Raw genomic sequence first — 13,519 nt, forward strand, 5'->3', positions numbered from 1 at the left:
AGCGGTTGGGCTTGGGCGAGGAGTTTTTGAAAGCCCGCGGCGCCATCGCGATTAACAACGCTGTCTGGGTCATCGCCTTCGGGTAGGAATAAGAAACGAATGCGGCGGCCGTCTTCCATGGTGGGTAGGGCATTTTCGAGGGCGCGCTCGGCTGCTTTGCGGCCCGCGGCATCACCGTCAAAGCAAAAAATCAGTTCACTGGCGTAGCGAAAGGCGGTGCGCAGATGCTCGGTATTGCTGGCGGTACCGAGGGTGGCAATGCCCGTCATAATGCCGTGCTGAGCCAGTGCCACCACATCCATATAGCCTTCGACGACCAATAGTTGTTCTAGGTGACGATTATTCTGGCGGGCTTGGTATAACCCGTAGAGTTCCTTGCCTTTGTGGAATATGTCGGTTTCGGGGGAATTTAGGTATTTGGGCTTGTCGTCGCCCAATACCCGTCCGCCGAAGGCGATAACCCGACCGCGATTGTCGCGAATTGGGAACATGATACGGTCGCGAAAGCGGTCGTAGAGCTTGCCGTCCTCTTTCTCGATGAGCATGCCGCCATCGATGAGTTGTTGGCGGTGCTCCTCGGTGTCACCAAGGGTCTTAAGCAGGTTGTCCCAGCCCGGTGGTGCAAAGCCGATGTCGAAGTCTCGGGCAATGCGTCCGCTTAAGCCGCGCTGCTTTAAATAATCGACTGCGCGCTGGGCTTGGGGGTGCTCTCTAAGCTGCTTTTGATAATAGCTGGCCACTTTCTCCATTAGGTCATAAATGGTTTTGCGGCGTTCTTGTTTTATTTGCTGCTGGGGGCTGATTTCTTCGCGGGGGACTTCGAGGCCGGCGAGAGTGGACAGGTTGTCGACGGCGCCCGGAAAATCTTGGCGGTCGTAGTCCATGATAAAGCCGATGGCATTACCACCCGCGCCGCAGCCAAAGCAGTAATAGAATTGTTTGTCGGGATTTACGCTGAACGAGGGCGTTTTTTCATCGTGAAACGGGCAGCGGGCACTGTAGTTTTTGCCGGTTTTTTTAAGGGGTACACGGCGATTAATGACGTCAACAATATCGACCCGAGACAGGAGCTCGTCGATGAAAGATTGCGGGATACGTCCTTTTGCGGCCACGTTAGTGTATCCAAAAACGAAGGTAGAAGAGCGTAGCAGTTGTCACTAAGCGGGGCAATAAATGACTTTTTGGGGTGCTTGCTGGCGCTACTGGAGTTGCGCCTTCACCTTTTTGCTGACCATGCCCATGTCCGCGCGGCCTTGAACCTGCGGTTTGAGAATGGCAACAACCGGACCCATGTTTTTAATTGAGTCGGCGCCAGTGCTAGCAATGGCGGCGCTAATCATTGCGTCTAATTCCGCTTCGCTCAGTGGCGTGGGCAGAAAAGACTGAATAACGTCCATTTCAAAGCGTTCTTGATCGGCGAGATCGACACGACCAGCGCTGTCGTACTGGCTGATCGAGTCGCGGCGTTGCTTTAGCATTTTATCGAGCACGGCAAGAACCCGTGCATCATCAATATCTATGCGTTCGTCAACTTCAATACGCTTAATGTCGGCAAGAATCAGCCGAACGGTAGAGAGTCGCGCTTTATCTTTGGCTCGCATCGCGGTTTTCATCGCGTCACTAAGCGTTTGCTTCAGCGTTTGGTCTGCCATAGTGCGCAGAGACTCCCTGTTAAGAGGATTGGATCAGCGGGCAAAGCCCTACTAGACAGAGGTCTTAGTAGAGGCGTTGCTGCTTTTTAGTGTCGCGAGACACTTTTTTCGCGTGGCGCTTTACTGCAGCAGCAGCTTGACGCTTGCGTACAGAAGTGGGCTTTTCGTAGAATTCGCGACGGCGAACCTCGGCTAGTACGCCGGCTTTTTCGCAAGAGCGCTTGAAACGGCGCAGGGCGATATCAAATGGTTCGTTTTCTTTGAGCTTGACTGAAGGCATCCGTTAAACCTGTCCTGATTTTTGTGCAAGAATTTGCTGTCTATACCGCATTTATTAAAGCGGCACTCCAAGGGCGCTGAATTCTATACTCAGTTGCCGCAAAAAGCAAAGCCAATGCGCTGATAACTGGTGCGAATAAGCTGAAGTCAGTATCATGCGCGCTTATTTAACGTGGGAAGCAGCTATTGTGCGGGTTTTAGGGCTGGAGACCTCCTGTGATGAAACAGGGGTAGCAATATATGATACCGAACAGGGCTTGGTCGCTGAAGCGCTGTACAGTCAAATTGCCTTGCATGCAGAGTACGGCGGTGTGGTGCCAGAGTTGGCCTCGCGCGACCATGTGCGCAAATTATTGCCCTTGATTAGTGAGGTGCTTGCCAAGGCCGATATGCGGGGCTCAGAGCTCGACGGTGTGGCATTTACTAAAGGCCCCGGTTTAGCGGGTGCCTTAATGGTGGGGGCCTGTGCTGGCCGGGCGATGGCCTACGGCTGGGGTGTGCCGGCTATTGGTGTGCATCATATGGAAGGTCATCTTTTGGCGCCGATGCTTGAGGCGGAAGCCCCAGCGTTTCCTTTTATTGCTTTATTAGTTTCTGGGGGGCATACCCAGCTAGTGCGCGTCGACGGCATCGGATGTTATACCTTATTAGGGGAATCCTTGGATGATGCGGCTGGCGAGGCCTTTGATAAGGCGGCCAAAATGTTAGATTTAGGTTATCCCGGTGGGCCGCAAGTAGCTAAGGCCGCCGAGCGTGGTCGCCCTGGTCATTATAAGTTTCCCCGGCCCATGGTGAATCGGCCAGGATTGGATTTTAGTTTTAGTGGTTTAAAAACCTTTACCTTGAATACCGTGACTGCCAGCCGCGCTGCAGGTACTTACAATCCCCAAGATCAGGCTGATATCGCCGCTGCGTTTCAAGAGGCGGTCGTCGATACATTGGTCATAAAATGCCATCGCGCCCTAGTTCAGGAAAACCTGCAAACCCTCGTCATTGCCGGTGGCGTTAGCGCCAATACGGTGTTGCGGGCGCGCTTGGCGGCGAAATTGGCAAAAACCGGCGGTCGTGTGTTTTACCCTAGGCCTGAGTTTTGCACCGATAACGGCGCCATGATTGCCTATGCTGGGCACTGCCGGTTGGCGGCGGGCCAGTATGAGGATTTGGGAGTGACAATTCGCCCACGTTGGCCGATGACTGAGTTAGACGCCGTTTAATTGTTTTCATTCGTAGTTGTAACGCGCAGGCGTAGCGAGAAATACCATGGATATTGTTTATATAAGTGAATTAAAAGTAGATACCGTTATTGGTATTTTCGATTGGGAGCGCGCGCATCGGCAGACGGTGATATTAAATGTGGAGTTGGGTACGGATATTCGCGCCGCGGCGGAACATGACGATATTACTAAGACCTTGAACTACAAAGCGGTGACAGAGGCGCTATTTGCTTTCGTCCGCGATAGTGAGCTCCTGCTAATTGAAACACTAGCCGAGCGTTGCGCGGCGTTGATAATGACCGAATTTAATGTGCCTTGGCTGCGCTTGAGTATTACCAAGCCGGGGGCAATGCGGCAGGCGAAAGATGTCGGTGTGGTTATCGAGCGCGGTACCCCGCTATCGCCGGTGTTTGGCTCGGCACTTGGCAACGCCAATGGCTGAGGTATTTCTAGGCTTGGGCAGCAATATTCAGCGCTATCAGCATATGGCGAAAGCGCTGGATGCACTGGCGGCGCAATTCGCGCCTTTGCGGCTGTCACCAGTTTATGAAAGTGAGTCGGTGGGCTTTCGTGGCAGCCTATTTTTAAATATGGTGGTTGGCTTTGATACCGATATGGCGCTGGCGCCCTTGGCGGAGTTGCTGCGCAATATCGAAGTTCGTCTTGGGCGAGTGATCGGCGCACCGAAATTCAGTCCGCGAAGTTTAGATATTGATATTCTCAGCTACGATAATTTGTGTGGGCATTTTGCGGGAATTGATCTGCCTCGCGACGAAATTGCGTATAACGCCTTTGTACTGCGCCCGCTGAGTGAATTGGCGCCGGATCATTGTCACCCACTGAGTGGTAAGTCGTATCGCGAATTGTGGGCAAATTATTCCAGTGAGCAAAAACTGTGGCCGGTGGAATTTCGCTGGCCTGAGTAAGTTAATGGGCAAATTCATGCAAGGCAGCCAAGCGCTTCTCGCGCAATGCTGAGCCGAGCGCAGCGCCTTTATAACCCTGTGCCATTAAGTCCGCGGCAGTGATGCCTCTTAATTTTTCAGCCGCCTCAGCCAGCATTGCGAGTTGCGCCTCACCGGGGCAAAGAATTTCGGCCGTCGCAATGAAATTGAGCAGCTGCTCTGGCCGCCGCGCGTAATCAAATTGTTCCAGTACGTTTAGCCAGTCTTCTGCAGATTGTAAGGCTGGTAGCGGCGTGTTCGCTGCGCAGCGTTCTGCCAGCCAACTCGCACTATTGCTGGCGCGGAGGTTTTGGCACAGGGCTCTGCAAGCCGCTGCGCTGAGCTTGCTGCAGCTAATGGCAAAGCGTTGGTCGGTTGTTAATTCTTGTGCGGCGCCGGTGTCGATGGCGTCTAATAGTGCTGATGAGAGCGATGCCGCCCATGCTGGAAATAGTGCCGCTAGCGCGTCGCAGTCGAGTAAGACTTTGAAAAAACTGGCGGGGTGCTTTTCTCCCAACGCTTTGCTTAATTCCACCCAAATCCGTTCTGGGGCAATAGTAGCCAATTCACCGTTGCGGCTCATGCCGCTCATCAGCGCCATGGTCTCGTCGGCCACCCTAAATCCGAGGTGGGTATAGCGGGCGGCAAATCGCGCGACGCGCAGAATACGCAGCGGGTCTTCGGCGAAGGCGGGCGAAACGTGGCGCAGCAGCTTGGCGTCTAAGTCACGCTGGCCGTGGTAGGGGTCGACAATCGTCCCGTCTTCGTCCTGTGCTATGGCATTGATACTTAAGTCGCGGCGGCTGAGGTCTTCCTCAAGGGTGATGTCCGGGCTGAAATCGCAGACAAAGCCGTGATAGCCGGGGCCGCTTTTTCGCTCGGTGCGCGCGAGGGCATACTCTTCTTTAGAGTTGGGGTGCAGAAACACCGGAAAGTCTTTGCCCACCTGTTGATAACCCAGTGCCAGTAAATCCTCGGGGCGGGCACCCACCACCACCCAGTCACGTTCGTGAAATGGGTAGCCGAGTAATTGGTCGCGCACTGCGCCGCCGACGAGATAGGTTTTCATTGTTTTTGGGGTCTGTGTTGGGTTTGGGGGGAGTATAGCAAAAAGAGTGAGTCGGACGTCTGATGTCGGAGGTCTGACGTCGGGCGAAAAAGCCGGTGGGGGGTTATTGTCCGCATACCCGCTTAAGCGGGTATTTGTGAACGAAGCGAATGCCTTGTAAGCCTCAGACTTCCGACGTCAGTCATCCGACTAAGCGTCGCATGTGCACCGATACAACTCCCCGCTATCCATATCCAGCATCGTCATTTCTCGCCCCCACACGCAACCGCTGTCCAGCGCAATAATATCGTCGCGGCCTGTTTGGCATTCCAGCGCGGCCCAGTGGCCGAAAATAAGCGTTTCCTTGCGGGCATTGGGTTTTTGCCACTCGAACCAGGGGCGGTAGCCTTGGGGGATGTCTGCTAATGCACCCTTAAACTGCAATTCGAGCTCGCCATCGGCATTGCAGACCCGCATGCGGGTAAGGTGGTTGGTTATGGCGCGCAGGCGGGGGAGGCCGCTTAGTTTGTCGCTCCAGCGTCTTGGCTCGTCGCCGTACATTTCATTAAAAAAATCGTCAGCCTGCGGGCTTTGTAAAACGGTTTCGATTTCACTGCTTAGGCTGATGGCTTGGTCGCTGCTCCACGCGGGTGGAATGCCGGCATGGCTCATGAGATAACGGCCGTCATCGGAACGCAGCACCAGTGCTTGCTGTTGTAGCCAGTCCATGAGTTCGCCGCAGTCGGGGGCGTTTAGTAGGGCGTCGAGACTAGGGTGGCGGCCGCGATCGGTGGCGCCCCGGGCGAGCGCGAGGCAGTGGAGGTCGTGGTTGCCCAGGGTGATGCGCAGACTGCTGCGGATGCTGTAGAGGTATCGTAGCGTTTCAAGAGAATCTGGGCCGCGGTTGACCAAGTCACCGACTAGCCACAGCTGGTCTTGCTCGGGCTGAAAGCCAACCTCGGCGAGCAGGCATTGCAGGGGTTTTAAGCAGCCTTGTAAATCCCCCACTGCGTATCTGCTCACGATCAGCCTCTTTTTTAATGCAGGGCCGAGGGCCGAACGAGTGAAAATATGCCAATAGGCGCAATGAACGGGCGGCCTGAGGCGCTAATCATCTCGTAGCTGCCTTCCATTGTGCCGACCGCGGTTTCAATCACGGCGCCAGAGGTGTAGCTGAAGGATTGGCCGGGTTCAATTAGGGGCTGTTTACCGATAACGCCTTCGCCTTGCACTTCTTGCACTTGGTTAGCGCCGTCGGTAATGATCCAGTGACGATTGATTAGGCGTACGGCTTCTTCGCCAGTATTGCGAATCGTAATGGTGTAGGCAAAAGCAAAGCGCTGTTCTTCCGGCACCGATTGATCGGGCAGAAACTGGCTTTCTACCTGAATGTCGACAGGGGCTGAATCTGGCATCTCTTACTCCGCAGTATCATTATCTTGTGCGTCGCCAACGGCGTTGGCAATCGCGACATAGCTTTCTAGGCTGACGTTTTCTGGTCTAACACCGGGATCAAGCCCTAATGCCTCTAACTCGGCGCTACTGATTAAGTTCTTCAGGGTATTGCGCAAGGTTTTGCGGCGCTGGTTAAAGGCGTCGCGAACCACGCGTTGCAACAGCTTTACGTCTTTGGCCGGGTAAGGCAGCTGAGTGTAGGGTGTTAGCCGAACAATGGCGGATTGTACCTTAGGTTGAGGTGAAAAGGCTTCTGGGGGCACATCAAATAGTGATTCAATTGCGCAGTAGTACTGAGCCATGATGCTGAGGCGCCCGTAGGTTTTGCTGCCGGGACCGGCGGCGAGCCGATCGACCACCTCTTTTTGCAGCATGAAATGCATGTCGCTGATGCAATCGTGGGCGCTGAGCAAATGAAATATTAAGGGCGTCGAGATGTTATAAGGTAGGTTACCCACGACTCTTAGCTTTTCTGTGCCCGCTAGTGCGCCAATATCAAATTTTAGGGCATCGCCCTGATGAATTTGAAAATTGCTGCGACTAGAGAATTTATCGTTCAAGATTACGACAAGGTCGCGGTCAATTTCGATAACGTCCAATTGGCAGTTAGTGTCAAGAATTGACGCCGTAATTGCGCCTTGACCAGGGCCAATTTCCAATAAGCGCTGACCTGCGAGTGGCGATACCGCGCGGACGATGCCGCGAATAATACCTTGGTCGGTTAAGAAGTTTTGGCCGAAGCGTTTGCGCGCTCGGTGTGGCGCTGGGGATTGCATTAAGTGTGCTTCCTACGGTGCTGAGTCATTTCAATAGCACTGTTGAGTGCGGCGGTAAAGCTGCCGGAGTCGGCCCTGCCGCTGCCGGCAAGGTCAAGCGCGGTGCCATGGTCTACTGAGCTGCGAATAATCGGCAGGCCAAGGGTGATATTCACTGCGCGGCCAAAGCCTTGGTATTTAAGTACCGGCAGGCCTTGATCGTGGTACATCGCTAATATGGCGTCGCACTGATCTAAATGCCGTGGAGTGAATGCCGTGTCGGCGGGCATTGGTCCATCGAGCTGCCAGCCGCGCTCGCGGAGTGCGTTGAGGCAGGGAATAATAGTATCGATTTCTTCTCGGCCCATGTGGCCGCCTTCACCTGCATGTGGGTTGAGGCCCAGCACTAAAATACGGGGCTGCGCGCAACCAAACTGGCTTTGCAGGCTGTGGTGGAGTATTTCAGTGACCCGTTGCAAGGTGGCGGTAGTAATTGCAGCGGGTACGGCGCTAAGCGGCAGATGAGTGGTGACCAGCGCGACGCGGAGTTGCTCACTGGCCAGCATCATCACAACTTTATCGACAGCGCAGCGTTCAGCGAGAAATTCAGTGTGACCACTAAACGCGATGCCAGCATCATTGATAACGGATTTTTGTACTGGCCCGGTGACCAGTGCTTGGCATTGATCGGCTAGGCAGGCATCGGTGGCCTCGCGCAGCGTGTCCAGCACATAGGCGGCATTCGCGGTGTTAAGTACACCAACTTGCACCTGGCTGCGCAGGGGAATTTCGACAACCCGTAACTGCCCCGCGCGATGGGCTTGCGCGGGCTTGGAATAATCGACAGCTAGGCATTGCAGGGGTAGATTGAGGTCGGCGGCGCGCTGCATCAGCAGGCTGGGGTCGGCAAAAGCCACTAGCTCAACGTCGTAGTTTTCTTGGGCGAGCTTAACAAGGAGTTCTGGGCCAACCCCGGCAGGTTCGCCGGGGGTAATAGCAATACGTGCTGACATCAAATTTTGATATCGACAAAGGCCTCGCTGCGGATCTTGCGCAGCCAGATGTCCAATTCGTCGGCATATTTGCGTTCGTGGATGATATTGCGGGCAATTTGCTTGCGCATGTCTTTGGTCACATCCTGATTGCGACGCTCAATCACTTTAATGACATGCCAGCCATAATTTGAGGCCACTGGCTCGTGGATTTCACCGGGTGCAGTTTCATCCATGGCTTTTTGGAACTCAGGCACCAGTTGGCCGGGGGTGGTCCAGCCGAGGTCGCCGCCTTCTTGTGCGGAGCCGATATCTTCGGAGTATTCTTTGGCAAGATCGCGAAAAGACTCACCATTAAGAGCGCGCTGGCGCAATTCTTTGGCAAGAGCAATGGTTTGCGCCTCACTGCGAATGGCAGAGGGCTTGAGTAGAATGTGGCTGGCACGAGTCTGCTTAACCATTTGCTTAACGCCACGGCTTTCTAAGAGCTGAATAATATGAAATCCGCTGGCGCTTTGAATAGGCTCGGAAACGTCAAGATCATTCATCTTGGCAGCGACTTCTGTAAAAAGTGACGGCAGTTCGGTGCTTTTGCGCCAACCTAAGTCGCTGATACTGATGGCGTCATTGGCGTTGTCGATATTTTTGCCGGCGCGCATTTTGGCGCTCAGGGCCTTGGCTCTGGCTTCAGCTTGCTGGCGCTGGGCTGCGCTTGCATCTGAATCGACAGGAATCAGTACGTGGGAGAAGTGGTATTCGGGCGCGGTGCGCTGACGGCCTTCCTCCGATTTTAAGAAGCTCTGGATTTCTTGGTCACTGATTTGAATACGCTGACTTACGTTGCCCATTTGCACACGTTGAAGGATCATTTCCTTGGCAATTTGTTCGCGTACAGCGAGATAAGAGGCGCCACTGGCCGTGAGTGCCTGCTGAAACTGCGCTAGGGTCAAATTGTTGCCTGCCGCTATTCGCGCTACGGCAGCATTGAGCTCTTCATCTTCAATACGTACACCATAACGCGCGGCGAGCTGTAGCTGGATGTTTTCGAGAACAAGCAAGTCGAGGACTTCTTTGCGCAATTGCTCAGGTGGCGGCCCTTCTTTGCCAGAGCGCTGAATATTCGCATTAATGCTGTCAATTCGGGTTTCGAGCTCACTGGCCAATATGATGTCGTCATCGACAATGGCCACAATTTTATCCAGCCATTGAGTTTCGGCCTGAGCCCAGGGCGCTAATGTAATCAGTAGCGTGGCGGTTAAGACTTTGAGTAAACGCATATTATTCATCAGATAGGTAGCCAAAAATACTTTCCTTAAGAACACTAGTTACTGCGGTGCCAAGTCCACCCAGTCCTTTCAATTGAAATTCAATGAGCACCGCCGAGTTGGTGTCGGTGCTATTTATGTTAGACCCGCTATTGTCGTCGGGTTCCAGTGCGCGTTGATAAACGACTCGACTTAGCCAGCAACAATTTTGATACTCGGCACCAATGAGGTTTTCCACCGGGCGATTATCTTCGAAATCATATTGGGTCTTGGCGAATAGCTTCCACTGATTGCTAATCGGCAGGCTAAGCGAGGCGTCGCCCTGCTTAATATTGTTCTCTAAACCGCCAAATTCATTGCCTTCACGGCGAAAGGTATAGCCAATATTAAACAGCGTGCCATTTTCGCTGCGCTGATGGTAGCCCAGATTGCTCTGATTAAGCACCCCTTGCCGTGCATCATACAGAAGATCCACGCTGAACCAACGGTTGTCGTCGGGTAAGAAGCGAATTTGAGTCGCAAAATCGGAGTTGCTGCTTTTGCGAATATCGTCGCCGGGGAGCTGGACCTGACCGTCGTCAAAATAATGAAGTTGACCAATACTGGCGGTTAGCACTTCGCGTCCCGCGGCATTGTTTATAAAACGGCTACTGACGCCAATCGCAACTTGGTTGGCGTCGTCTAAGCGGTCGTGACCCGTAAAGCGCGTGTCGCGAAACAGCTGTTGGTAGGTAAAGGTCAGTGCCGCGCTGTCAAAGTCGGGCTGATCGCTTTGATCCTCATACTCTGAGTAGCGATAAAATAAACGGGGCTCGAGGGTTTGAGTCCAGGGCTGATCACTAATGCTGAGTTCGCGCTCAAAATACAGACCGCTGTCGACGCTGAACAAGGCGCTGCTGGCATTGGGGTTGGCGTCAATACCTGCCAGATGAGCGTCTTCAAGCTCATAGCTGACCACGCGGCTTTTTACTGCTGGTTCGATAAAGCCCCAGCGCCAACGCATTGGGAAGCTGGTGCCGGCGGTTGCGTAGACGCGCTCGCCGGTGATTTTGCTGCCGCCGTCACGCAGACTGTCGCGGTGGTCAAATTGGGTATATTCAAACTCTAAGCTGGGTTCCAGCTGGAAGTTTTTAGCTGGCGACTGATAATTCAAGCGTAGCTGTGGCAGTTTCTGGTAGGGGTCTTCTACCGCCGCAATGGTCTGGTAGCGCTGTATTTCGAGGCGGCCGCGCCAGTTGTCGGAGTTATAGTTTAGTGCGCCCTGCTGGTTGAGGTGGGTGCTGCGCTTTACGGCTAAATTGGCTAGGCCGAGGTCCGTAAAGTAATCGATGTCACTAACCTTGGTGTAGTCAATTTCTGTCCCCCACTGCTCGTTGACAAAGCCTTGCTCTTTGACATCAATTAACCAGCGATCAATGTTCTCGCTTTGATCGTCAGGGAGGTAGCTGCTGCTAATGGCCCATTCGCTATAGGGGTTTAGGTAGCGCAACTCGGTTTCTAGTGCCTCGCCGCGGTTTTCGATAAAGCGCGGGGCAATAATGGCGTCGTAATTTGGTGCCAGATTTAAGTAGTAGGGTGTGGATATATCCAAGCTATTATTGGCGAGGCCGATCGACGGAAACAGGAATCCTGTCGCGCGGCGGTCATCTACAGGGAAATTAAGGTACGGGGTGTAAAAGACCGGCACATCGTAAACTCGAATACTGGTGCCCCGCGCGACGCCGCGCCCGCTGTCATAATCTAAAACAATGCTGTCGGCGTGCAATGACCATGTTTCATTGTCCGGGGTGCATTGGGTGTAGCTGGCGCCATCCATTTCAAACTGACTGTAATCTGGCCGGGCAATTCGCTCGGCAGTGCCGCGGGCGCCGGTTTGAAAACTTAAAATTTCTGCTTGCTGTAACTCGCCTAGGCCACGATTAGTGTCAATTTGGGCAAATTGGCCGCGAAGCAGTATGCCCGGTTGGCGTAAGACGACATTGTCGCGGAGTAACACCGTGCTATTGCTGCGATTGTATTGGGCATAGCCCGCATCTAAGCTGAGGTCGCCTTTGCGCAATTGCACGTCGCCGGTCATCGTGGCCTTGCTGCCAAGGGACTCGATGGTATCTGCGGAGACGTTCAGCGGGGCGCGAAGTGGATTACTGCCAGCGCCTTCCCAGTTTCTTGCCGGCTCAATAAAGCGACCCTGACAGCCAGGGCTTAATCCGCAACGTGCGTCTGGGTTTAAGTGGCTATTGGGCACCCAGTGCCAATGCTGGTAGTAGGCAGGTAAATCGCTGATGTCACCACTGGCTGCTGCAGCGTCGCTGACATCACCACAGCTGTCGGGCGTCGAAATCTGCGCCGTAGCGGTACTGCTGGCGGTGGCGATGAATAATAAAGTGGCTAGGCGAAACGCTGACATCGGTTAATGATTTTATTCTGACGATGGAGCCCGGATTGGCGAAGGTGGATAATAAAGCATTCTCTGCTAGGATGCCCGCCTGAGAGCATAAAAGGGTGAAAATCCGGCTTTTAACGGGACCGAAATGGATCATATCTTGAAAGAATTGCACAGTTGGTGTCTACAACAGCTATCACTCAGCGCGGCCGACACCGCCAATGAGCTGACAGTCGTATCTGGTGATGCCAGTTTTCGCCGTTATTACCGTTTAGCGCTGAGCTCGGGTGGCAGCGTCATTGCGGTCCACGCGCCGCCAGATAAAGAAGATAATCTTGCCTTTGCCACCGTGCAGGCCTTGCTGCACAAGCATGGTGCTCGCGTGCCCGCTTTGTTGGGCTGGGACAAGACGCGAGGCTTCTTATTGCAAGAAGATTTTGGCGACCAGTTGCTGTTGCCATTACTGGTGAACAGTGCAGCGGCAGATCACTACTATAAACAAGCCTTTGGTGTGATGTTGGCCATGCAGCGCATACCGAGTGAACAGCACAGTTTGCCCGCGTACGATGAAGCGCGGCTAACTACCGAAATGAAGCTGTTCCCAGAGTGGTTTGTGGGCGGTCTGCTGGGTTATCAACTTGATAGCGCCGAGCTTGTGATGCTCGATGCGGTGTTTTCCCTGCTGAGCCAGCGTGCGCTGGCTCAGCCCCAAGTTTTGGTTCATCGGGATTTTCACAGCCGCAATTTAATGGTGCTGGCCGACGAACGCTTGGGCATGATTGATTTTCAAGACGCGGTGGTTGGTCCGATTAGTTATGATTTGGTGTCCTTGATTCGCGATTGCTATATCAGTTGGCCGGAAGAGTTGGTCGATGACTGGATTGGCGTATATCGCCAAATGGCGCTGCGAGCAGGTTTGTTAAACGATGTGAGCGAGACTGATTTTCGCCAAGATGTCGATTGGATGGGCTTGCAGCGCCATATTAAAGTGTTAGGCATATTCGCCCGCTTAAATTTGCGCGACGGTAAATCAGGCTATATGGCGGATCTGCCGCTGGTGCTGGAGTACACGCTGAGTATCGCGAGCCGCTACCCGGAGTTCGACGAGTTTTTAGGGTGGTTTGATCAAAAGTTAATGCCATTAATTTGTCAGCAAAGCTGGTTTAAGGACGTCGAGTGAAAGCCATGATTTTGGCGGCAGGGCTGGGAACGCGAATGCGCCCCTTGACCAATCATTGCCCCAAGCCCCTGCTGCGCGCAGGTGGTCGCACGCTCATCGATTTTCATTTGGCCAAGTTGGCGGGGGTGGGAATCACAGAAGTGGTGGTCAATTGCTCGTGGTTGGCCGATCAGTTACACGCGTATTTTAGTTCGGCAGATTGCCACGGTGTGCGTGTGCAACTATCGATAGAAGAGCAGCCTTTGGAAACCGCTGGGGGGGTGGTGCAGGCCCTACCTTATTTGGACAGCGAGGATGACGCGCCATTTTTACTGATTAATGGTGATGTTTGGACGGATTATGATTTTAGCAG

15 protein-coding genes are annotated in these 13,519 nt (G+C 53.7%); 5 read left to right on the top strand and 10 right to left on the bottom strand.

Annotated elements, in window-relative coordinates; genetic code table 11:
* From dnaG to rpsU, 3 genes are all read right to left on the bottom strand, one after another.
* Positions 1-1,112, bottom strand: a 1,112-nt coding sequence (dnaG, locus tag ABYT30_RS08420; protein ID WP_373095992.1) for a DNA primase, incomplete at its 3' end; no start/stop codon positions are given.
* 87 nt (positions 1,113-1,199) lie between these two features.
* Positions 1,200-1,652 (bottom strand): GatB/YqeY domain-containing protein, encoded by a 453-nt coding sequence (locus tag ABYT30_RS08425; RefSeq protein WP_373082545.1) that lies wholly within the window; start codon positions 1,650-1,652, stop codon positions 1,200-1,202.
* A 64-nt stretch (positions 1,653-1,716) separates the two neighbouring features.
* Positions 1,717-1,932 (bottom strand): 30S ribosomal protein S21, encoded by a 216-nt coding sequence (rpsU, locus tag ABYT30_RS08430; RefSeq protein WP_008248432.1) that lies wholly within the window; start codon positions 1,930-1,932, stop codon positions 1,717-1,719.
* A 187-nt stretch (positions 1,933-2,119) separates the two neighbouring features.
* Here rpsU and tsaD point away from each other — a divergent pair, with 187 nt between their 5' ends.
* The 3 genes from tsaD to folK are packed head-to-tail and all read left to right on the top strand — an operon-like array spanning position 2,120 to position 4,071.
* Positions 2,120-3,145 (top strand): tRNA (adenosine(37)-N6)-threonylcarbamoyltransferase complex transferase subunit TsaD, encoded by a 1,026-nt coding sequence (gene tsaD, locus ABYT30_RS08435; RefSeq protein ID WP_373082552.1) that lies wholly within the window; start codon positions 2,120-2,122, stop codon positions 3,143-3,145.
* 46 nt (positions 3,146-3,191) lie between these two features.
* Positions 3,192-3,587 (top strand): dihydroneopterin aldolase, encoded by a 396-nt coding sequence (folB, locus tag ABYT30_RS08440; protein ID WP_373082542.1) that lies wholly within the window; start codon positions 3,192-3,194, stop codon positions 3,585-3,587.
* Complete coding sequence (gene folK, locus ABYT30_RS08445) at positions 3,580-4,071, top strand: 2-amino-4-hydroxy-6-hydroxymethyldihydropteridine diphosphokinase (RefSeq protein ID WP_373082540.1); 492 nt, start codon at positions 3,580-3,582, stop codon at positions 4,069-4,071. The genes folB and folK overlap by 8 nt, the downstream gene beginning before the upstream one ends.
* A 1-nt stretch (position 4,072) precedes the next feature.
* Here folK and ABYT30_RS08450 read toward each other — a convergent pair whose 3' ends face one another.
* The 7 genes from ABYT30_RS08450 to ABYT30_RS08480 all read right to left on the bottom strand — a co-directional run bounded on the left by ABYT30_RS08450 (position 4,073) and on the right by ABYT30_RS08480 (position 12,011).
* Positions 4,073-5,158, bottom strand: a complete 1,086-nt coding sequence (locus ABYT30_RS08450) for a hypothetical protein (RefSeq protein ID WP_373095994.1) — start codon at positions 5,156-5,158, stop codon at positions 4,073-4,075.
* Between the two features lie 189 nt (positions 5,159-5,347).
* On the bottom strand, positions 5,348-6,160 hold the full coding sequence (locus ABYT30_RS08455) for a symmetrical bis(5'-nucleosyl)-tetraphosphatase (protein WP_373095996.1): 813 nt from the start codon (positions 6,158-6,160) through the stop codon (positions 5,348-5,350).
* A gap of 14 nt (positions 6,161-6,174) precedes the next feature.
* Positions 6,175-6,552: a Co2+/Mg2+ efflux protein ApaG gene (apaG, locus tag ABYT30_RS08460; protein WP_008248451.1), complete on the bottom strand. Its 378-nt coding sequence runs from the start codon at positions 6,550-6,552 to the stop codon at positions 6,175-6,177.
* 3 nt (positions 6,553-6,555) lie between these two features.
* The gene (gene rsmA / locus ABYT30_RS08465) at positions 6,556-7,368 is read right to left on the bottom strand and encodes a 16S rRNA (adenine(1518)-N(6)/adenine(1519)-N(6))-dimethyltransferase RsmA (RefSeq protein ID WP_373082533.1); all 813 of its coding nucleotides are present in this window, start codon (positions 7,366-7,368) and stop codon (positions 6,556-6,558) included.
* Positions 7,368-8,360, bottom strand: coding sequence for a 4-hydroxythreonine-4-phosphate dehydrogenase PdxA (gene pdxA, locus ABYT30_RS08470; RefSeq protein WP_373095998.1), 993 nt, complete (start codon positions 8,358-8,360; stop codon positions 7,368-7,370). Before pdxA ends, rsmA begins: the two co-directional genes overlap by 1 nt.
* On the bottom strand, positions 8,360-9,640 hold the full coding sequence (locus ABYT30_RS08475; RefSeq protein WP_373096000.1) for a peptidylprolyl isomerase: 1,281 nt from the start codon (positions 9,638-9,640) through the stop codon (positions 8,360-8,362). The genes pdxA and ABYT30_RS08475 overlap by 1 nt, the downstream gene beginning before the upstream one ends.
* Positions 9,618-12,011: an LPS-assembly protein LptD gene (locus ABYT30_RS08480; RefSeq protein WP_373083468.1), complete on the bottom strand. Its 2,394-nt coding sequence runs from the start codon at positions 12,009-12,011 to the stop codon at positions 9,618-9,620. The genes ABYT30_RS08475 and ABYT30_RS08480 overlap by 23 nt, the downstream gene beginning before the upstream one ends.
* A 124-nt stretch (positions 12,012-12,135) precedes the next feature.
* Here ABYT30_RS08480 and ABYT30_RS08485 point away from each other — a divergent pair, with 124 nt between their 5' ends.
* Positions 12,136-13,167, top strand: coding sequence for an aminoglycoside phosphotransferase family protein (locus ABYT30_RS08485; RefSeq protein WP_373083467.1), 1,032 nt, complete (start codon positions 12,136-12,138; stop codon positions 13,165-13,167).
* A gap of 5 nt (positions 13,168-13,172) precedes the next feature.
* Positions 13,173-13,519 (top strand): NDP-sugar synthase (locus tag ABYT30_RS08490; RefSeq protein WP_373096002.1); only part of this gene is annotated, 347 nt, incomplete at its 3' end.

The sequence above is a fragment of the Zhongshania sp. genome (assembly GCF_041623545.1).
In the GTDB taxonomy this organism is placed as follows: domain Bacteria; phylum Pseudomonadota; class Gammaproteobacteria; order Pseudomonadales; family Spongiibacteraceae; genus Spongiibacter.

Coding starts and splice junctions, on each gene's coding strand:
- ABYT30_RS08425 (WP_373082545.1), bottom strand. CDS start 1,652: ATGGCAGACCAAACGCTGAAGCAAACGCTTAGTGACGCGATGAAAACC.
- rpsU (WP_008248432.1), bottom strand. CDS start 1,932: ATGCCTTCAGTCAAGCTCAAAGAAAACGAACCATTTGATATCGCCCTG.
- folB (WP_373082542.1), top strand. CDS start 3,192: ATGGATATTGTTTATATAAGTGAATTAAAAGTAGATACCGTTATTGGT.
- folK (WP_373082540.1), top strand. CDS start 3,580: ATGGCTGAGGTATTTCTAGGCTTGGGCAGCAATATTCAGCGCTATCAG.
- ABYT30_RS08450 (WP_373095994.1), bottom strand. CDS start 5,158: ATGAAAACCTATCTCGTCGGCGGCGCAGTGCGCGACCAATTACTCGGC.
- apaG (WP_008248451.1), bottom strand. CDS start 6,552: ATGCCAGATTCAGCCCCTGTCGACATTCAGGTAGAAAGCCAGTTTCTG.
- rsmA (WP_373082533.1), bottom strand. CDS start 7,368: ATGCAATCCCCAGCGCCACACCGAGCGCGCAAACGCTTCGGCCAAAAC.
- pdxA (WP_373095998.1), bottom strand. CDS start 8,360: ATGTCAGCACGTATTGCTATTACCCCCGGCGAACCTGCCGGGGTTGGC.
- ABYT30_RS08480 (WP_373083468.1), bottom strand. CDS start 12,011: ATGTCAGCGTTTCGCCTAGCCACTTTATTATTCATCGCCACCGCCAGC.
- ABYT30_RS08485 (WP_373083467.1), top strand. CDS start 12,136: ATGGATCATATCTTGAAAGAATTGCACAGTTGGTGTCTACAACAGCTA.